Here is a 17,740-nt window from a genome sequence, read left to right on the forward strand (position 1 = left end):
TGCGGCCCGCGCTCGAGCGGCTCTATAAAGAGTTGACGCCCGTTTGGCTAGATCGGCTATCGACCCCAGCGCCGGCCATCGGTCGACACGCCGAACGTATCGGGCCGGCGGGCGTAGGAGGAGAGGCCTGAAAGCGCCGCCAGCGGATGGGTGACGACATAGGTCGGGATGGTCGAGAGAAGTGCCGTATGCGGCGCCTTGTCCTCGAAACCGGCGCGAAACTCGGGCTTGCGCAGCGCACCCAGGATCTTCTGGCTGATGCCGCCGGAGAGGAAGACGCCGCCACGGGCCATGAAGATCATCGCCATGTCGCCGGCAACGCGGCCGAGATAGGTCGAAAACAGCGAGATGGTCTCGACGGCGACCGGGTCGCTTTCGGCCAACGCATGCGAGGTGATGTCGGCCGGATCGCTGTATCTGGGCGCGATGCCATCGGCGGCGCAGATGGCGCGGTAGAGATTGACGATGCCTCGGCCGGAGAGGATCTGCTCGGCGGACACGCGGCCCTCGATGGTCTCGACATGGGGGAAGATTTCGAGATCGCGCTTGCTGCGCGGCCCGAGATCGACGTGGCCGCCCTCGCCCGGAACCGGGATCCAGGCGCCGCGCGCATGCACGAGGCCGCCGACGCCGAGGCCGGTGCCCGGCCCGAGCACGACGCGGGAGGCGACCATGTCCTCATGGGCGTCGGGATTGCCGAGACGCTCGCGGTGCTCCGGCGCCAGATCGGAGATGGCGAGCGCCTGCGCCTCGAAATCGTTGACGACGAGAACATCCTCGAGCCCAAGATTTTCGATCATGGTCCTGGGGCGAACGACCCAGTCGCAATTGGTCAGCGGGATCTCGTCGTCGCTGATCGGGCCGGCGACCGCGAGGATCGCCGAACGCGGCTTGACCGCGCTCTTTTCCAGGATGGTGGCGCGGATGGCGTCGTCGATGGTCTCGAAATCGGCGGTGCGCACGTTCGGGAAATTGACCTGTTCGGCATCCGCCGTCTCGATGATGGCGAAACGGGCGTTGGTTCCGCCGATATCGCCGATCAGGATCGGGAAGGGCATGGAGGCGTCGCTGGTATCGAGCTGGTGCATGGCAGGTTCCGTTGTTGCGCGTCGGCGCGCCGCTTAGGCGTGAAGATTGGCGATCAGCCTGTCGGCCGTGGCCTCGTTGAGCGCCATTGGGATATCATAGACGATCGCGAGACGCATCAAGGCCTTGACGTCGACATCGTGCGGCATGGGTGTCAGCGGGTCGACGAAAAAGATCAGGGCATCGACCTCGCCGGTGGCGATGAGCGCGCCGATCTGCTGGTCGCCACCGAGCGGGCCGCTCTTCAAGCGTGTGACATCGAGCGCGGGAGCGGCGTCGAGAACGCGGCCGCCCGTGGTTCCCGTCGCGAAGATCGTCCAGTGCGTCCTGAGCGTTTCCTCGTTGCGGCGGGCGAACTCCGCCATTTCGTCCTTCTTCTGGTCATGCGCGATGAGCGCAAGGCACTTGCGGCCGGCCATCAGAAGCTCCCCCCTCATATTCACTGGCATAATTCAATCGATTTGACCGCTTCTATACGAAGCGATCAGGGTTTTAAAGTGCGGGATAGCGGTGTTTCACCGCGCCGCGTGTCATTGCGCGGCGGGCTTGTCATCAGGGACGGGGCCGAGATCGGGCAGCTCTTCGTCGCTGGCCGCCGCCGGCTGCGCGGCGGGGGCAACGCCGAGCGCCTCGGCGGCCGAGGCGCCGCCATAGGTCGCCGCGCGCATCGAGGAGACGGCCGGGGCGTCGAGAACAGCCTGGCAGGCCTTGGGCAGATCGGAGACCATGACCTCGCGCGGCTTGACCGGCTTGGCATCCGGCTTCGGCGGCTTGGGCTTTGCCCAGGGCGCTGGGGTGAACCACCAGGCGAGCGACTGGTCACAGCCGTCTCCCGCCGCGACCGGGGCCTGCGGCTTGCAATTGGCCGCGCCCGGCGGGCATTTGAGCCGGACGTGGAAGTGGGCGTCGTGGCCGTATTCCGGGCGCAGCTTGCCGAGATTGGTGCGGTCGCCCGTCCAGGTGTCGCACATCTTCTTCTTGATCGCCGGATTGACGAAGATGCGCTGCACCTCGGGGTAGCTCGCGGCCCGCACCAACAGGCGCGCCTGGGCCGCGCTCCAGACATTGGGATCGATCGTCAGAAACGCGTCCTTCTTCAGCATCGAGGTGAAGGGCAGTGCCTCGCGCTGGTCCGTGGTCATGCGGTAGGATGGCATCGGCTTCAGCCAGATATCGGCGTCGAGGCCGATCTGGTGCGAGGCGTGGCCATTGAACATCGGCCCGCCGCGCGGCTGGGAGATATCGCCGATCAGAAGACCCGGCCAGCCGTCATATCTGGCGGCGTCGCGCGACAGCTGTTCGATGAAGGACAGCATGGCCGGATTGCCCCAGCGGCGGTTGCGCGACAGGCGCATGGCCTGCCAGGTCGGACCATCGGTCGGCAGCGCTTCGGCGCCGGTCATGCAGCCCTTGGCGTAGAAGCCGAAAGGTTGCGGGCCGCCTTGCGTGGGAAGCTGAACGCCGCCGAAGATCGCCTTGGCGCTGCCGGGGCTCGGCTGTTTCTGCTGGGCGGCGGCATCGCCGGCGACGAGGCTGACGCCAATCAAGCCAGCCAATGCCAGTTTACCGATGGAGGAGAGCGCCTGCGCGATACGGAGAGCCATGCCGTGTCCTGAACTGCTGCCCGATTGGGTCGAGTGATTTGTATTAGACTTATCGTGAAAAGCGATTCTGGTGAATCGATGTTTTTCACGGCCGCCGTGGGCCTTGCGTCGGACGCGTCGCGGCGGCTTGTTGCTCCCTTGCGCTCACATTTGCGCGAAGCCGGATAAAAAAGGTGGCGTCACCTGTTTTTCGCCTGCATTTCGCCTATCCTCGGACGAAGCGAAACAATTGGGGCTGGCGAATGGCGCGTGCGTGGTCGAGACTTGGTTTGGTGTTTTCCCTACTGGGCGCTGCCGCCCTGCCCTTGCAGGCCGTGGCCCAGGAGCCGACTTTCAAGATCGGCAGCTCCGTCATCGGCGAGCTGAAATACAAGCCGGGCTTCAAGTATTTCGACTACGTCAATCCGGATGCGCCGAAGGGCGGCAATCTCAGACTATCGGCATCGGGCACCTACGACACGTTCAACCCGCTGCTGTCCAAGGGCCAAGCCGCCGTTGGGCTGACGCTGCCCTTCGAGACGCTGATGAAACCCGCAAAAGACGAGCCGCTTGCCTCCTACGGGCTGCTGGCGGAGGGGCTTTCCTACCCCGACGACGTCTCGAGCGCGACGTTCAGGCTGCGCGCCGAGGCCAAGTGGGCGGATGGAAAGCCCGTCACGCCCGAGGACGTGATCTTCAGCTTCGACAAGGTGAAGGAGCTCAACCCGCTCGCTTCCAACTACTACGCGCACGTGGTGAAGGCCGAGAAATCGGGCGAGCGCGACGTTACCTTCACCTTCAACGAGAAGAACAACAAGGAACTGCCCGATATACTGGGGCAGCTGGTCGTGGTGCCGAAGCACTGGTGGGAAGGCACCGGGCCCGACGGCAAGCCGCGCGATATCGCCAAGACGACGCTTGAACCCGTGATGGGCTCCGGCCCCTACAAGATCGCCGCCTTCTCGGCGGGCGCCACGATCCGCTACGAGCTGCGCGACGACTACTGGGGCAAGGATCTCAACGTCAATGTCGGCCAGAACAACTTCGGCTCGATCACCTACACCTATTACGGCGACCGGGACGTCGAGTTCGAGGCCTTCAGGGCCGGCAACAGCGACTTCTGGCAGGAGACGCTCGCGGCGCGCTGGGCTACCGGCTACGACTTTCCCGCCGTCAAGGAAGGGCGCGTGAAGAAGGAGGACGTGCCGAATGCGCTGCGCGCCACCGGCATCATGCAGGCGATGGTCACCAACACGCGGCGCGACGTCTTCAAGGACGAGAAGGTGCGCGAGGCGCTGAACTACGGCTTCGACTTCGAGGAGCTCAACCGCACCGTCGCCTTCAACAGCTACAAGCGCATCGACAGCTATTTCTGGAACACCGAGCTTGCGTCGTCCGGCCTGCCTCAGGGGCGCGAACTGGAGATCCTCAACGGTCTCAAGGACAAGCTTTCGCCCGACGTCTTCACCAAGGCCTATTCGAACCCTGTTGGCGGCGACCCGCAGAAGAGTCGCGACAACCTGCGCACGGCGATCAAGCTGCTCAAGGAGGCCGGCTGGGAGATCAAGGGCAACCGTATGGTCAATACCGCGACGGGCAAGCCGATGAGCTTCGAGATCCTGCTGTCGAGCCCGGTATTCGAGCGCTGGGCGGTGCCCTACGCCAACAACCTGAAGAAGATCGGCATCGATGCGCGCGTGCGCACCGTGGACGCCTCGCAATATACCAACCGGGTGCGCAGCTTCGACTACGACGTGATCTGGAACGTTTGGGCGCAGACGATGAACCCCGGCAACGAACAGGCCGATTTCTGGGGCTCGGGCTCCGCCAACCAGCAGGGCTCGCGCAACTATGCCGGCATTTCCGACCCCGCGGTCGACGCGCTGATCCGCATGGTGATCTTCGCGCCCAACCGCGACGAGCAGGTGGCGGCGATCAAGGCGCTCGACCGCGTGCTGATGGCGGGACACTATGTGGTGCCGCTGTTTTATCGCGATACGCAGTCGATCACCTACTGGAACACGATCACCCGGCCGGCCGACTACCCGGCCTACTCGACCGGTTTTCCGGATGTCTGGTGGTCGTCTTCCGCGCAAAAGTGAGCGGGCTTGCATTGGCCAGGCGGCTGGGCTCCAAATGGGCCAACCGAATCACTTCGGACGATGATCAGCGCCGGGACGAAACGGCAAAGGAAGGCTTGACGATTGAGCGGCGATAGACTGGACAGCCCACGACAGAACTCCCCGGAGGCCGCTTACTGATGGGAGCCTATATCCTTCGCCGCCTGCTTCTGATGATCCCGACGATCGTCGGCATCATGGCCATCTCGTTCACCGTCATCCAGTTCGCGCCGGGCGGGCCCGTCGAGCAGGTGATCGCGCAGCTGACCGGCGATGCGCAGGGCGCTGACGCCCGCCTTTCGGGCGGCGGCGGCGACCTGATGGGCTCCGGAATGGATGACGGCGGCTCGAAATATCGCGGCGCGCAGGGGCTCGATCCGGAGCTGATCAAGAAGCTCGAGAAGCAGTTCGGCTTCGACAAGCCGCCGCTGACGCGCTTCGGCGAGATGATGTGGAACTATATCCGCTTCGATTTCGGCGAGAGCTTCTTCCGCAACACGTCCGTTCTCGATCTGATCAAGGAGAAGCTGCCGGTCTCGGCCTCGCTCGGCATCTGGATCATGATCTTCTCCTACGGCATCTCCATTCCGCTCGGCATCCGCAAGGCGGTGAAGGACGGCTCGACCTTCGACGTATGGACATCGGGCGTGATCATCATCGGCTATGCCGTTCCGAGCTTCCTGTTCGGTATCCTGCTGATCGTGCTTTTCGCTGGCGGGTCGTTCTACGACTGGTTTCCGCTGCGCGGTCTCGTCTCCGACAATTTCGACCAGCTTGCGTGGTGGCAGAAGCCGCTCGACTATTTCTGGCACCTGACGCTGCCGCTGATCTCGCTGTCGCTGGCGGCTTTCGCGACGACGACGCTGCTCACCAAGAACTCCTTCATCGAGGAGATCAAGAAGCAGTATGTGGTGACGGCGCGGGCCAAGGGGCTGAACGAGCGCAAGGTGCTCTACGGCCACGTATTCCGCAACGCCATGCTGATCATCATCGCCGGCTTTCCCGGCGCCTTCATCTCCGCCTTCTTCACCGGCTCGCTGCTGATCGAGAACATCTTCTCGCTCGATGGACTGGGGCGGCTCGGCTATCTCTCGGTGGTCAACCGCGACTATCCGATCGTGTTCGCGACGCTCTACATCTTCTCGCTGCTCGGCCTCTTCGTCAGCCTGATCTCCGACCTGATCTACACCTGGATCGATCCGCGCATCGACTTCGAGCGGAGGGACGTGTGATGGACACCGCCGCAAAGCCCGCGACCGCCACGCCCGTGAAGCCGCCGCGCAAGGGGCTGCTCTCGCCGACCAATGTCAGGCGTTGGAAGAACTTCAAGGCCAACCGGCGCGGTTTCTGGTCGCTCTGGCTGTTTCTGCTTCTCTTCGGGCTCAGCCTGTTCGCCGAATTCATCGCCAACGATCGGCCGATCATTGCCTCCTACAAGGGCGAGATCCTGTTTCCCGTGCTGGTCAATTATCCGGAGGAGAAGTTCGGCGGCTTCCTGGCCGAGACCGACTACCGCTCCGACGTGATCGCCGACGAGATCAAGGCCAATGGCTGGATGATCTGGCCGCCGATCCGCTATTCCTACCGCTCGGTCAACTCCAACATCCCGCATTCGGCGCCGACCGCGCCCTTCTGGATGATGGGCGCCGAGGAGCGATGCTCCGGCTACCCGCAAGGCGTCAACGACCCCAACTGCACCTGGAACAACCTCAACTGGCTGGGAACCGACGACCAGGCGCGCGACGTGCTTGCCCGCGTGATCTACGGCTTCCGCATCTCGGTGCTGTTCGGGCTCATCCTGACGATCTGCTCAGCCATCGTCGGCGTCAGCGCTGGCGCGATCCAGGGTTACTTCGGCGGCTGGACCGATCTTCTGCTGCAGCGCTTCATCGAGATCTGGTCGTCGATGCCGGTGCTCTACATTCTCCTCATCATCGCCGCGATCCTGCCGCCGGGCTTCTTCGTGCTGCTCGGGATCATGCTTCTGTTCTCGTGGGTCGGCTTCGTCGGCGTGGTGCGCGCGGAGTTCCTGCGAGCGCGCAATTTCGAATATGTCAGGGCGGCGCGGGCGCTCGGCGTCAGCAACCGCACGATCATGTGGCGGCACCTTCTGCCGAACGCCATGGTGGCGACGCTGACCTTCCTGCCCTTCATTCTCTCCGGCTCGATCACGACGCTGACCTCGCTCGACTTCCTCGGCTTCGGCATGCCGCCGGGCTCGCCCTCGCTCGGCGAAATGATCGCCCAGGGCAAGGCAAACCTGCAGGCGCCGTGGCTGGGGCTGACGGCGTTCTTCGCGATGTCGATCATGCTGTCGCTGCTAATCTTCATCGGCGAGGCGGTGCGCGACGCATTCGATCCGAGAAAGACCTTCGGATGAGGGCGGCCTCGTCATGGCAGGGGTTTGCGGGTAGAGTTGGCTTTTACGCAACTTTTGGAGCGTGACCGTCATGAACAAGATCGTGCGTGATCATTATCCTGTCGCCAACCTTCCCGAGGATTTGAGGGAGGGATTCGCCGACGATGCAACAGTGCGTGTTGTCGTCGAGGTCGATGGAAAAACCAGCCTCGATCGCAACCTTTACCCTGGCCTAAGCGAGTCCCAAGACGAACCTCGAAAGCCGATGACCGCAGCCGAGCTTATCGAAAGAATTCGGGAATATCAGAGGCACCACCCAGAAGGCGTCACTACGGAAGAGGCCGTTGCGCGCATCCGGGCTTTGCGTGACGAATGGGACGATGAATGAACCCGCCGTCACATCTATATTTGGATACGAATATCTTCATCGACCTATTCGAAGGTGGCCCCGCGACCCGACAGCTCGAGACCCTGCTTATGTTGGCGCGGGACAAACAATCAGAACCTTATTTTTCCACCAGCGAACTTACGTATTCCGAACTGATCGTGAAACCCTATAAGGCGAAAGATGATGAAGCCTTGGCGGTTTACGATGACATGCTGAAAACCAGCGAATGGCTAAGCGTTTTGCCGGTGGACCGGACAATTCTTCGCTATGCGGCAATGATGCGTGCAGGGAGCGGCAATCTGAAGCTGCCTGACGCGATTCATGTCGCGACGGCCTTGCAAATCGGCTGCTCGCATTTTCTGAGCGCCGATCTGGGCATCCGCGGGCCGTACAGCTTGCCCGAAGATGCGACCGCTGCTCCTCTTGTTGTTCTCCGCCCCGACGACGCCACCCTGACCTCCCTGATCGAGAGCCTGTCCTGATGTCCGAACCCTTGCTGTCCGTGCGCAATCTTTCCGTCGCCTTCCACCAGGGTGGCGCGAGTTCCGTGGCTGTCGATGGCATTTCCTTCGACGTCAACAAGGGCGAGGTGTTGGCGCTGGTGGGAGAGTCCGGTTCGGGGAAGTCGGTATCGGCCAATTCGATCCTGCGGCTGCTGCCCTACCCCTCGGCCAGCCATCCCTCCGGCGAAATCCTGTTCAAAGGCAAGGATCTGCTCAAGGCATCCGATAAGGTGCTGCGCGAGGTGCGCGGCAACGACATCACGATGATCTTCCAGGAGCCGATGACCTCGCTCAACCCGCTGCACAATATCGAGAAGCAGATCGCCGAGATCTTGGAGTTGCACCAGGGGATCAAGGGACAGGCGGCGCGCACGCGGGTGCTCGAGCTGCTCAACCAGGTGGGTATCCGCGAGCCGGAAAAGCGGCTGAAGGCCTATCCCCACGAACTCTCGGGCGGGCAGCGGCAGCGCGTGATGATCGCCATGGCGCTCGCCAACCGGCCGGAACTGCTGATCGCCGACGAGCCGACGACGGCGCTCGACGTCACCGTGCAGGCGCAGATCCTCGAACTCTTGCGGCAGCTCAAGGGTCAGCACGGCATGTCGATGCTGTTCATCACCCACGATCTCGGCATCGTGCGCAAGTTCGCCGACCGGGTCTGCGTGATGACCAAGGGCAAGATCGTCGAGACCGGGACGGTCGAGGAGGTCTTCACCAATCCGCAGCACCAGTATACCCGCCATCTGCTGGCCTCCGAGCCGCGCGGCGAGCCGCCGCTCGCCGACAGCTCCAAGCCGATCGTGATGCAGGGATCGGACATCAAGGTCTGGTTCCCGATCAAGGCGGGGCTGATGCGCAAGGTGGTGGATCATGTGAAGGCCGTGGACGGGATCGATCTTTCGCTGCGCGCCGGGCAGACGCTGGGCGTTGTCGGCGAATCCGGCTCCGGCAAGACGACGCTCGGGCTGGCGCTTACCCGGCTGATCTCCTCGCAGGGGCGGATCAGCTTCGTCGGCAAGGATATAGCCAGCTATTCATTCACCGAGATGCGGCCGCTGCGCAACCAGCTGCAGGTGGTGTTCCAGGACCCCTACGGCTCGCTCAGCCCGCGCATGTCGGTGGGCGACATCATCGCCGAGGGGCTGCAGGTGCATGAGCGCGGACTTTCCTACGAGGAGCGCGACCGGCGCGTCTGCTGGGCGCTGGAGGAAGTGGGGCTCGATCCCACCACCCGCTGGCGCTATCCGCACGAATTCTCCGGCGGCCAGCGGCAGCGCATCGCCATTGCCCGCGCCATGGTGCTGAAGCCGCGCTTCGTGATGCTCGACGAGCCGACATCGGCGCTCGATATGAGCGTGCAGGCGCAGGTGGTCGATCTCCTGCGCGACCTGCAGCAGAAGCACGATCTCGCCTATCTCTTCATCAGCCACGATCTCAAGGTGGTGAAGGCGCTGGCCAACGAGGTGATCGTGATGCGCTTCGGCAAGGTCGTCGAACAGGGGCCATCGGCCGATATCTTCAGCGCGCCGAAGGACGATTACACCAAGGCGCTGATGGCGGCGGCCTTCAACATCGAGGCGCGGCCAACGCCCTCAGTGCAACACTAGCGACATCAGAGCCCGGACACCATGCCAGCCCCCATTCTCGTCGATCTCAAGTTCAATCCCGATACCGTCGAACGCATCCTGAAGACCGCCTTTCTCGATCGCGGGAGCGTCAATGTCGCCGATCCCGAGACAAGGAGCCGGGATCTTTCCGGTCTCGACTACGCGCTTCTGTGGAAGCCGGACGCGGATCTGTTTTCGCGGGCGCCGAACCTGAAGGTGATCTTTTCCGGCGGCGCCGGCGTCGACAGCTTCATGAACCTGCCCGGCCTACCCGACGTGCCGATCGTCCGCTTCGTCGACCACAGCCTGACGACGCGGATGAGCGAATGGGTTGTCATGCAGTGCCTGATGCATCAACGCGGGCAGAGCGAGCACGACCGGCTGCAGCGCCGGCGCGAATGGGGCCGCGACGTGGCGCCGGAGGCATCGGAACTGACCGTCGGCGTCATGGGGCTGGGCGTGCTCGGCCAGGATGCGGTCAAGAAGCTGAAAATCATGGGCTTCAACGTCATCGGCTGGTCGCGCACGGCCAAGCAGATCGATGGCATCGAGACCTTCGACGCGGGCGGGCTCGATGCCTTTCTGTCGAAGACCGACATCCTCGTCGGCCTGCTGCCGCTGACGCCGGAGACGACGAAGTTCTACAACACCGCGCTGTTTTCCAGGCTGCGCCAGGGCGGCGCGCTGCAAAAGCCTGTGTTCATCAATGCCGGGCGCGGCAGGAGCCAGGTCGAAGCCGATATCGTCTCGGCGATCGAGACCGGGATGCTCGGCGGCGCTTCGCTCGATGTCTTCGAGGTAGAGCCGCTGCCGTCGGACAGCCCGCTCTGGGACCTGCCAAACGTGTTCATCACGCCGCATGATGCGGCGAGTTCGGAGGAGAACGCGCTGTTTCGGCATGTGGAGCGGCAGATCGCCCGCTTCGAGCGCGGCGAACCGCTGCAATATGTGGTCGATCGCGGCCGCGGCTACTGAGGCGGAAAGCGCCCCCCGGGAACCATCGTGCCGGGTAGCCGTTTGTTTCCAGTGGTTTTGGAGCATGCCCGGCAGGCATGCGACATCTGGCAAGGAGGCACGCATGGCGCAGCAGATGCGAAGAGAATGGGTAAAGACCGATGGCGCGCTGCATGAAGAGCAGCAGATCGATCCCGTCAAGGCAAAGCAGGGCCATACCGGCCGGCGTATCCTGACGCTTCTGGTCGTGGCGCTGGTTCTCGCCTTTCTGGTCTGGATTCCGGTGGAAATCTGGGGCCAGCGTCAGGCAACCGACGTGGCGCCGCAGCAGCCCGGCCAGCAGCTTCAATCCGAGCAGCCGGCACCCGCCAAGCCCTCGCCTTCGCTGCAGAACGGCACCGCCGTTCCGACGGAGACGCCCGCGACCCCGGGCAGCCAGCCGCCAGCCCCGGCGACCGCGCAGTAGGCCCGCGCACTGGAAACGTACGAATGGAAGGCACCCTCCGCAAAACCATGCGGTGCTTTTGTCCGCGCGTGTCCGTCCGCGCGGGCATTTGTTCTGGACATTGCCGGCCGAGTTTTCGATAAGAAACAGCACAGGCCGGTTGTCCTGCGCCGGTTTCGGCGCCCGCACCCGGATTGGATAGGGTGGATTCGATGGCGAAGACAGATATTGCACGGCGCGTTTACAACCACGCTTGGAAACTCGATCCCATCGTCCGCAGCCTGATCGACACGGACTTCTACAAGCTGTTGATGCTGCAGATGATCTGGAAGCTCTATCCAGAGGTCAACGCCACATTCACCGTCATCAACCGCACCAAGCGCGTGCTGCTCGCCGAGGAGATCGACGAAGGGGAACTGCGCGCACAGCTCGACCATGCGCGCACGCTCAGGCTCTCCAAGAAAGAGATGATCTGGCTGGCAGGTAACAGCTTCTACGGCCGCGCGCAGATCTTCGAGCCCGAATTCCTGGCCTGGCTGTCGCATTTCCAGCTGCCGGAATACGAGCTTTCGAAGCGCGACGGGCAGTACCGGCTCGATTTCCACGGCTCCTGGAAGGAGACCACGATGTGGGAGATCCCGGCGCTCGCGATCATCAACGAGCTGCGCTCGCGCTCGGCGTTGCGCGCGCTGGGGCCTTTCACGCTCGACGTGCTCTATGCCCGCGCCAAGGCGCGTATGTGGGAGAAGGTCGAGCGGCTGCGGGAATTGCCGGGCCTGCGCATCTCCGACTTCGGCACGCGGCGGCGACACAGCTTCCTCTGGCAGCGCTGGTGCGTCGAGGCCTTGAAGGAAGGCATCGGCCCGGGCTTCACCGGCACCAGCAACGTTCTGCTCGCCATGGACAACGATCTCGAGGCCGTCGGCACCAACGCGCATGAGCTGCCCATGGTGGCGGCCGCCTTGGCCGAGACCGACGAGGAGCTGCGCAACGCGCCCTACAAGGTGCTTCGCGACTGGAACACGCTTTACGGCGGCAACCTTCTGATCGTGCTTCCCGATGCCTTCGGCACGGCGGCCTTCCTGCGCGACGCGCCGGAATGGGTGGCCGACTGGACCGGCTTTCGCCCCGACAGCGCGCCGCCTATCGAGGGCGGCGAGAAGATCATCGAGTGGTGGAAGAAGATGGGGCGCGATCCCCGGCAGAAGATGCTGATCTTCTCCGACGGGATGGATGTCGATGCGATCATCGACACCTACAAGCATTTCGAGGGCCGCGTGCGCATGAGCTTCGGCTGGGGCACCAACCTCACCAACGACTTCGCCGGCTGCGCGCCGACCGAGATCTCCGGCCTCAACCCGATCTCGATCGTCTGCAAGGTGAGCGACGCCAACGGCCGCCCGGCCGTCAAGCTCTCCGACAACCCGCAAAAGGCCACTGGCGAACCGGAAGAGGTGCAGCGCTACCTCAAATTCTTCGGCACCGAGGATCTGGTCGAGCAGGCCGTGCTCGTCTGAGACGCGTTTTTACGGCGGATGTATATGGAACGAGGGAACGGCCACGTGATCTCGTGACAGCGACGTGACGTCAATCTGCCGCCCGACCCCGTTCTTAAGTTAACGGCGGTCGCGTTCCGAGGCTGCGTTTACAGGATATTGGCGCGGATGCAAGGCGGCAGGCCGCGCATGCAGATTATGTCTCCAGCAAAATAGATTGCCTACGTCAGTCTTACTGCACCCAGTAGTTATCGCTTCTCTACCGCTTGCGATGCCGATCGCGCACGCAATCAGTCGACTTGAACAGTTTCCCCGTTTGTTAAACGCTTCAAACGTTGCTACGAATCAAGGGGAGAGCAGCAAGATGTTAATTGCCGATTTGAACGGAGAACGAATTGATGCGGCGAGAGCAAAGCGTGGCCCTGACTATCGCTGCCCTGCGTGTTGTGAAATCGTCGTTCTCAAGCAGGGACGAAAAGTTATTGAGCATTTTGCTCACAAGCCGCCAATAAGTTGCTCGTCGGCCAATGGCGAAACAAGAGCCCATTTGGAAGCAAAGGCCTTAGTACATTCGGCTCTTATCGGACGAGGCTTAAAGGCTGAAATTGAATTTTCTGTCAGCACATTTCGCGGAGACCGTCGTTCCGATGTAATGGCGTGGTCTCCAAAGAACGTTTCCATCGCGTTCGAACTACAACACACCGCTATTGACCTAGATGAAATCGAAGCTCGTGCTTCGTCTTATGGCCATGCAGGCATTGCGCAAATCTGGATACCGTTTCTGAAAAGCTCAGTCTGGAAAGATGGCGAGCCATGTCGTGAAGGTTGGTTTGTAGAACGATATTCTCCACGGCCGTTTGAACGTTGGGTTCACGGCTTCGGCGGCAAACACGGCATGTGGATGTACGATCCTGCCAAGAAAGAGTTCTGGCTCGGCCGAATGGCTGGCCACCAAACCTATGTCGAGGAAAAATCTTGGTATTCTGAAGGCGGCGAAGAAAACTATGGGGGTGGGTTTCATCGTTGGTCAAAGCGATACAAAGAACTCACATTAACAGGACCCCACAAGGCCGATGAGCTCTTAATTAAGATTGAAACGCGTAAGAAGTTCAATGGGGAAGGGTTCTCATGGCCGGCTGGACTAATAGCGCGATTGATACCCAGACAAATCACCCGTTAGTCACTCGCATCAGCTCTATAGTGATCGGATTGTCGAGTTTATTCAAAGTCGCTACCCCCAGCTTTGGGACGCAAGCAGGCCTTTTCCATATAATAATTGTGTCCATGTGGGACTTTGACTAGCCGATCGCACACCAATGCGGATTCGGATATAGCCGCATCGATTTCCGAGGAAATGGCGGACAAGGTGTCCGTCATACTGCCGTTCCACAGTGCCCCAGGCCGTAGCATTTAGTCGTTTTATTCCAGAAATTTAGGCTTTTACCCGTATCGACATGTGTCATGCTGCCCCATAGAATTGCAGTCGTCTGTTAGGGTAACTGTTGGGGTAGATATGGCTCTCGCATTGAACAAACTGAGCGCCCGCGGCGTGACTGCAATCACCAAGCCGGGCCGGCATGGTGACGGCGGCGGGCTATACCTGGTTGTCGACAAGAGCGGCGCGAAGCGTTGGGTTTTCCTATATCGCCGCGACGGAACGCTTCGAGAGATGGGCCTGGGCGGCCTGAAGTCCGTCACGCTTGCTCGGGCTCGGGAACTTGCCAGCGAGGCGCGGACGAACCTTCAGGCGGGCGTTGATCCCATCGCAGCGAAGAACAGCACGCCGGTCATAGTTCCCACGTTTGGGGAGGAAGCGGACGATTTCATCGATGCGATGGCGCCGCAGTTCAGGAATGCCAAGCATCTCGACCAATGGAAGATGACGCTGAAGGTCTACGCCGAGCCGCTGCGGTCGAAACGGGTTGACGAGATCACGACGGCCGATGTGCTGGAGGTGCTGAAACCGATCTGGCTCACCAAGCCAGAGACGGCCGCTCGGCTGCGCGGGCGCATTGAACGGGTGCTGGACGCGGCCAAGGCAAAAGGCCATCGCTCCGAGCCAAACCCGGCCCTCTGGCGCGGGCATCTTGCGAACCTGCTCCCGAAGCGCAAGAAGCTGTCACGGGGCCACCATGCCGCTATGCCGTATGAAGACGTTCCGGCGTTCATCGCGGATCTGCGGGAGCGCGAGGCAATGGCGGCGCGAGCCCTTGAATTCACTATCCTGACGGCAGCGAGAACCGGCGAGACATTCGGCGCAACGTGGCGAGAGATCGACCTGAAGGCAGCGCTATGGACCGTTCCCGCCGAGCGGATGAAGGCAGGGCGGGAACATCGCGTTCCGCTGACGCCTCGGGCCGTCGAGATCCTGACCGAGCTTTCCGGGCTTGGTGCCGAGCCTGACGCCTATGTGTTCCCAGGCCAGAAGGAAGGGCGCCCGCTGTCGATCATGGCAATGGACATGATCCTGCGACGCATGAAAGTCGATGTCACAGTTCACGGGTTCCGTTCGTCTTTCCGCGATTGGAGCGGCAACGAGACGGCGTTTCCTCGCGATGTGGCGGAAGCTGCGCTGGCCCACGTCGTCGGCGACCAGACCGAGCGCGCTTATCGCCGTAGCGATGCGCTGGAGAAGCGACGGAAGCTCATGGTCGCGTGGGCGAATTACTGCGAGCCAAAGAAGCCCGGCAATGTAGTCGAGATGAAGCGGGCAAAGCAGGCTTCGTGAGGCGAGAACTGAAGCGGGAGGGGCGTATGTGGCCGTTTCGGTCAAAGATGCAGAAGAAGCTGGACGCATTGCAGGAACTCGTGAACGCCCGGCGTCGTGTCTTGGCCGCCGCGGCAGAGATCTTCGATCGTGCTAGTGTTGAGTTTGAGCGTCTCGAACAGTCGCTTAGCGACGAAGAATGGAAGGCTTTCATTCTCGCGCAAGGTCAGTACGGGTTCTCGTTTAACGCGCTTCACGATGATATTTCGAGGGCGGAGGAAAGCATCCAAGAACTTCGCGCCGCCGATTTTGTAAGCGGGCGAGAGCCTATGCAGATAGCGGGCGTATTCGTCGAGACAGAAAGGCGGCTTGTCCGAACTGAACAAACATGCCGTAATCTTGGCGCTGCATGCGGGCGGATGGTAGAAATTACCGGATTTCAAGACTAGAGGCTGTTGTTCAGCGGCGGGGGCGACATGAAATGCAACATGAGCGGAGAGCGTCAGGATGTCGCCGCGCAACGCTCTGGCTTGCGCGCCTCGGCCATTCGAGTGATAGAGAGGCCGGCGGCGACATCAACGAATAACCGGGCCATATGCGGCGGCCCACGAGTGACCGCCCATGCATGCTTTCAAGGGAGCCCGGAGCCTATCCGAGTTCGCCGGCCGCAAAATCCACGTCGAATGTCTGAAATGCGAGATCCGGCACCGTTACGATGGCAACGCCATGCTTGCCCGTGTCGGCGGTGATGTGGTTATGCCGGATCTGCTCAATCGAATAGCGCGCGGCAACGGCTGCACCCTGAACGATGCGCCGACGCCAAACGGGATCAGGTGCCGGATGCACTATTGCTTGTAAGTCCAGCCTAGCCGCATGATCTTGTGCGGTGTGGATTAGCTTGGGCGAAGTTGCTTTTCGTGAACCGTTCCGGCTTAGATCGTGCCGATGAACGAATCAAAGCGCCTGCCACTCTACAACCTGTACTTGGACGACTCAGGGACGAGACACCCCGATCGGAGATTTGTGACCAGCCCTAAGGGTGACTGGTTTGCCCTCGGCGGGATATTGATCAAGGAAGAAGCAGAAAGCGAGGCGCGGAAGCTACATGCCGACTTCTGCGGAAGGTGGAATATTGACTACCCACTACACTCCGTCAAAATCAGGCACAAAAGCGAAGAATTCGCCTGGTTAAAAACGATTTCTAAGAGTGATGCTGACGCGTTTTACCAGGACCTACAGTCGCTGATAGTTTCGGTGCCGGTGTTGGGGCATGCGTGTGTTATTGATCGGCCTGGATATCACGGTCGCTATTTCGAGATGTACGGTAGAAGGCGTTGGCACTTATGCAAAACAGCCTTCTCTATCGTTTGTGAACGTGTGGCGAAATTGGCCGTTCGCGATAATCGGCGGGTTCGGGTCTTTGTCGAGGAAACCGATAGGGACGCGGATAAACGTATCTCGGCCTACTTCAAAGAGCTGCGTGCAGAGGGCCTGCCTTTCGGTAAGGACACGTCTTCGAAGTATGGCCCACTAGATGCATTGGATTTGAGGCACAGGTTGCTCGACCAAGCGTTCAAGCGGAAGTCATCCCCAATGATGCAGCTGGCAGATCTCTATCTCTACCCAATGTGCAGAGGGCGCTATGACGCCGGCTACGGCCCGACCCTCGTATTGAGAGATCATGCAAAGCTTGTGGACTGCACCATTGAGCAAGGCGAGATTGAGTATCTGGGGATTAAGTACAGTTGTTTTGACGAACAAAACAAAAAGGGCCCCTGAGGACCCTTTTTGGCAGCCCCCAAATCGGAGACCTCCTAGGCAAAGCCTGTCACCTAAATAACGCGTGACCTGTTAATGTCAAGTTAACCGTTGCGGCCGGTTCGAGAAAGATTAACCCGGTAGTTTTTGCATTGTGAGGGCGAGGCAGGCGGCAACGGCCGCACTTCCAACGACGCGCCGACTCCAAGCGGGAGCAGGTGCGCGATGCACTACCGGCACCAATGAATGGTGCGGGATCAGCTCAGAAAGGTGGCGAGCTTCTCAGCCATCGCAATTAGACCCATGATGCCGAGCACGCCGATAACCAAACTTGCTGCGACATCGCAAGCGGAATAGATCCGCTCGCCGATAAGCTGCCTGTCTTGTTTCTGCGGCATGAGTTCATCCCTTCTTGCAGGTCTCGACCTTACGGCAATGACGGCCGCCCCGGCAATGGCTTCAGCTTTCAGCTTTCAAACCGGCTGCAATGCGGTCGGCGTCAATGTTCCGGCCGCCGTCAAAACCCTCGATCAGATGGCAGGCCGACCATGATCCGGGCGAGAAGTAGGCGACTTCGCGCTTCCAAACCCCGCTTTGCACGAGAAACACCAGCGCTCCATTCGGCCTCATCTTCGCATAATCTGCCTTCACGTTCACGTAGCGCGAACCCGTGTGGAGGATGAAGCCCATTTGCGAGGTGTCTTTGAGCATGCCACGCGATACCATAACTACGG

Annotated in this window: 19 protein-coding genes; 13 read left to right on the plus strand and 6 right to left on the minus strand. The window is 61.2% G+C overall.

Going from position 1 to position 17,740, the window contains the following annotated elements; genetic code table 11:
- Nucleotides 1-56 precede the first annotated feature (56 nt).
- From GGQ67_RS13610 to mepA, 3 genes are all read right to left on the minus strand, one after another.
- The gene (locus tag GGQ67_RS13610) at nucleotides 57-1,088 is read right to left on the minus strand and encodes a glucokinase (protein WP_183900696.1); all 1,032 of its coding nucleotides are present in this window, start codon (nucleotides 1,086-1,088) and stop codon (nucleotides 57-59) included.
- A 33-nt stretch (nucleotides 1,089-1,121) separates the two neighbouring features.
- The gene (locus GGQ67_RS13615; RefSeq protein WP_183900697.1) at nucleotides 1,122-1,505 is read right to left on the minus strand and encodes a methylglyoxal synthase; all 384 of its coding nucleotides are present in this window, start codon (nucleotides 1,503-1,505) and stop codon (nucleotides 1,122-1,124) included.
- A 111-nt stretch (nucleotides 1,506-1,616) separates the two neighbouring features.
- Complete coding sequence (mepA, locus tag GGQ67_RS13620; RefSeq protein ID WP_183900698.1) at nucleotides 1,617-2,690, minus strand: penicillin-insensitive murein endopeptidase; 1,074 nt, start codon at nucleotides 2,688-2,690, stop codon at nucleotides 1,617-1,619.
- Nucleotides 2,691-2,932: 242 nt separating this feature from the next.
- Here mepA and GGQ67_RS13625 point away from each other — a divergent pair, with 242 nt between their 5' ends.
- The 11 genes from GGQ67_RS13625 (at nucleotide 2,933) to GGQ67_RS13675 (ending at nucleotide 15,269) form a co-directional block, all read left to right on the plus strand.
- A complete protein-coding gene (locus tag GGQ67_RS13625) occupies nucleotides 2,933-4,771 on the plus strand; it encodes an extracellular solute-binding protein (protein ID WP_183900832.1) in 1,839 nt (612 codons plus the stop codon).
- A gap of 158 nt (nucleotides 4,772-4,929) precedes the next feature.
- Complete coding sequence (locus tag GGQ67_RS13630; protein ID WP_183900699.1) at nucleotides 4,930-6,021, plus strand: microcin C ABC transporter permease YejB; 1,092 nt, start codon at nucleotides 4,930-4,932, stop codon at nucleotides 6,019-6,021.
- Nucleotides 6,021-7,169, plus strand: coding sequence for an ABC transporter permease (locus GGQ67_RS13635; RefSeq protein ID WP_183900700.1), 1,149 nt, complete (start codon nucleotides 6,021-6,023; stop codon nucleotides 7,167-7,169). Before GGQ67_RS13630 ends, GGQ67_RS13635 begins: the two co-directional genes overlap by 1 nt.
- Before the next feature lie 70 nt (nucleotides 7,170-7,239).
- Nucleotides 7,240-7,536, plus strand: coding sequence for a hypothetical protein (locus GGQ67_RS13640; protein ID WP_183900701.1), 297 nt, complete (start codon nucleotides 7,240-7,242; stop codon nucleotides 7,534-7,536).
- On the plus strand, nucleotides 7,533-8,018 hold the full coding sequence (locus GGQ67_RS13645) for a type II toxin-antitoxin system VapC family toxin (RefSeq protein WP_183900702.1): 486 nt from the start codon (nucleotides 7,533-7,535) through the stop codon (nucleotides 8,016-8,018). Before GGQ67_RS13640 ends, GGQ67_RS13645 begins: the two co-directional genes overlap by 4 nt.
- Complete coding sequence (locus GGQ67_RS13650; RefSeq protein WP_183900703.1) at nucleotides 8,018-9,646, plus strand: ABC transporter ATP-binding protein; 1,629 nt, start codon at nucleotides 8,018-8,020, stop codon at nucleotides 9,644-9,646. Before GGQ67_RS13645 ends, GGQ67_RS13650 begins: the two co-directional genes overlap by 1 nt.
- Before the next feature lie 21 nt (nucleotides 9,647-9,667).
- A complete protein-coding gene (locus tag GGQ67_RS13655) occupies nucleotides 9,668-10,621 on the plus strand; it encodes a 2-hydroxyacid dehydrogenase (protein WP_183900704.1) in 954 nt (317 codons plus the stop codon).
- 103 nt (nucleotides 10,622-10,724) lie between these two features.
- Nucleotides 10,725-11,066, plus strand: coding sequence for a hypothetical protein (locus GGQ67_RS13660; protein ID WP_183900705.1), 342 nt, complete (start codon nucleotides 10,725-10,727; stop codon nucleotides 11,064-11,066).
- 191 nt (nucleotides 11,067-11,257) lie between these two features.
- Nucleotides 11,258-12,562 (plus strand): nicotinate phosphoribosyltransferase, encoded by a 1,305-nt coding sequence (pncB, locus tag GGQ67_RS13665; protein WP_183900706.1) that lies wholly within the window; start codon nucleotides 11,258-11,260, stop codon nucleotides 12,560-12,562.
- A 343-nt stretch (nucleotides 12,563-12,905) separates the two neighbouring features.
- Entirely contained in the window at nucleotides 12,906-13,721 is an 816-nt protein-coding gene (locus tag GGQ67_RS13670; RefSeq protein WP_183900707.1) for a competence protein CoiA, read from the plus strand.
- Between the two features lie 333 nt (nucleotides 13,722-14,054).
- The gene (locus GGQ67_RS13675) at nucleotides 14,055-15,269 is read left to right on the plus strand and encodes a tyrosine-type recombinase/integrase (protein ID WP_183900708.1); all 1,215 of its coding nucleotides are present in this window, start codon (nucleotides 14,055-14,057) and stop codon (nucleotides 15,267-15,269) included.
- A gap of 41 nt (nucleotides 15,270-15,310) precedes the next feature.
- Here the strand turns inward: GGQ67_RS13675 and GGQ67_RS13680 are convergent, their stop codons facing one another.
- On the minus strand, nucleotides 15,311-15,769 hold the full coding sequence (locus GGQ67_RS13680; protein WP_183900709.1) for a hypothetical protein: 459 nt from the start codon (nucleotides 15,767-15,769) through the stop codon (nucleotides 15,311-15,313).
- A 100-nt stretch (nucleotides 15,770-15,869) separates the two neighbouring features.
- On the opposite strand from GGQ67_RS13680, the gene GGQ67_RS13685 reads away from it, so the two are divergent.
- On the plus strand, nucleotides 15,870-16,106 hold the full coding sequence (locus GGQ67_RS13685; RefSeq protein WP_183900710.1) for a hypothetical protein: 237 nt from the start codon (nucleotides 15,870-15,872) through the stop codon (nucleotides 16,104-16,106).
- An 87-nt stretch (nucleotides 16,107-16,193) separates the two neighbouring features.
- Nucleotides 16,194-17,027, plus strand: a complete 834-nt coding sequence (locus GGQ67_RS13690) for a DUF3800 domain-containing protein (protein WP_183900711.1) — start codon at nucleotides 16,194-16,196, stop codon at nucleotides 17,025-17,027.
- A 236-nt stretch (nucleotides 17,028-17,263) separates the two neighbouring features.
- On the opposite strand, the gene GGQ67_RS13695 is transcribed toward GGQ67_RS13690, so the two are convergent.
- Together GGQ67_RS13695 and GGQ67_RS13700 are read right to left on the minus strand one after the other, a co-directional pair.
- Nucleotides 17,264-17,404 (minus strand): hypothetical protein, encoded by a 141-nt coding sequence (locus GGQ67_RS13695; protein WP_183900712.1) that lies wholly within the window; start codon nucleotides 17,402-17,404, stop codon nucleotides 17,264-17,266.
- 61 nt (nucleotides 17,405-17,465) lie between these two features.
- A complete protein-coding gene (locus GGQ67_RS13700) occupies nucleotides 17,466-17,717 on the minus strand; it encodes a hypothetical protein (RefSeq protein ID WP_183900713.1) in 252 nt (83 codons plus the stop codon).
- Nucleotides 17,718-17,740 lie beyond the last annotated feature (23 nt).

It is taken from the genome of Rhizobium metallidurans (assembly GCF_014196505.1).
In the GTDB taxonomy this organism is placed as follows: Bacteria; Pseudomonadota; Alphaproteobacteria; order Rhizobiales; family Rhizobiaceae; genus Rhizobium; species Rhizobium metallidurans.

Excerpts from the sequence above, each read along its gene's own strand:
- GGQ67_RS13610 (WP_183900696.1), bottom strand. The coding sequence starts at position 1,088 with ATGCACCAGCTCGATACCAGCGACGCCTCCATGCCCTTCCCGATCCTG.
- GGQ67_RS13615 (WP_183900697.1), bottom strand. The coding sequence starts at position 1,505 with ATGGCCGGCCGCAAGTGCCTTGCGCTCATCGCGCATGACCAGAAGAAG.
- mepA (WP_183900698.1), bottom strand. The coding sequence starts at position 2,690 with ATGGCTCTCCGTATCGCGCAGGCGCTCTCCTCCATCGGTAAACTGGCA.
- GGQ67_RS13625 (WP_183900832.1), top strand. The coding sequence starts at position 2,933 with ATGGCGCGTGCGTGGTCGAGACTTGGTTTGGTGTTTTCCCTACTGGGC.
- GGQ67_RS13630 (WP_183900699.1), top strand. The coding sequence starts at position 4,930 with ATGGGAGCCTATATCCTTCGCCGCCTGCTTCTGATGATCCCGACGATC.
- GGQ67_RS13635 (WP_183900700.1), top strand. The coding sequence starts at position 6,021 with ATGGACACCGCCGCAAAGCCCGCGACCGCCACGCCCGTGAAGCCGCCG.
- GGQ67_RS13640 (WP_183900701.1), top strand. The coding sequence starts at position 7,240 with ATGAACAAGATCGTGCGTGATCATTATCCTGTCGCCAACCTTCCCGAG.
- GGQ67_RS13645 (WP_183900702.1), top strand. The coding sequence starts at position 7,533 with ATGAACCCGCCGTCACATCTATATTTGGATACGAATATCTTCATCGAC.
- GGQ67_RS13650 (WP_183900703.1), top strand. The coding sequence starts at position 8,018 with ATGTCCGAACCCTTGCTGTCCGTGCGCAATCTTTCCGTCGCCTTCCAC.
- GGQ67_RS13655 (WP_183900704.1), top strand. The coding sequence starts at position 9,668 with ATGCCAGCCCCCATTCTCGTCGATCTCAAGTTCAATCCCGATACCGTC.
- GGQ67_RS13660 (WP_183900705.1), top strand. The coding sequence starts at position 10,725 with ATGGCGCAGCAGATGCGAAGAGAATGGGTAAAGACCGATGGCGCGCTG.
- pncB (WP_183900706.1), top strand. The coding sequence starts at position 11,258 with ATGGCGAAGACAGATATTGCACGGCGCGTTTACAACCACGCTTGGAAA.
- GGQ67_RS13670 (WP_183900707.1), top strand. The coding sequence starts at position 12,906 with ATGTTAATTGCCGATTTGAACGGAGAACGAATTGATGCGGCGAGAGCA.
- GGQ67_RS13675 (WP_183900708.1), top strand. The coding sequence starts at position 14,055 with ATGGCTCTCGCATTGAACAAACTGAGCGCCCGCGGCGTGACTGCAATC.
- GGQ67_RS13685 (WP_183900710.1), top strand. The coding sequence starts at position 15,870 with ATGCATGCTTTCAAGGGAGCCCGGAGCCTATCCGAGTTCGCCGGCCGC.
- GGQ67_RS13690 (WP_183900711.1), top strand. The coding sequence starts at position 16,194 with ATGAACGAATCAAAGCGCCTGCCACTCTACAACCTGTACTTGGACGAC.
- GGQ67_RS13695 (WP_183900712.1), bottom strand. The coding sequence starts at position 17,404 with ATGCCGCAGAAACAAGACAGGCAGCTTATCGGCGAGCGGATCTATTCC.
- GGQ67_RS13700 (WP_183900713.1), bottom strand. The coding sequence starts at position 17,717 with ATGCTCAAAGACACCTCGCAAATGGGCTTCATCCTCCACACGGGTTCG.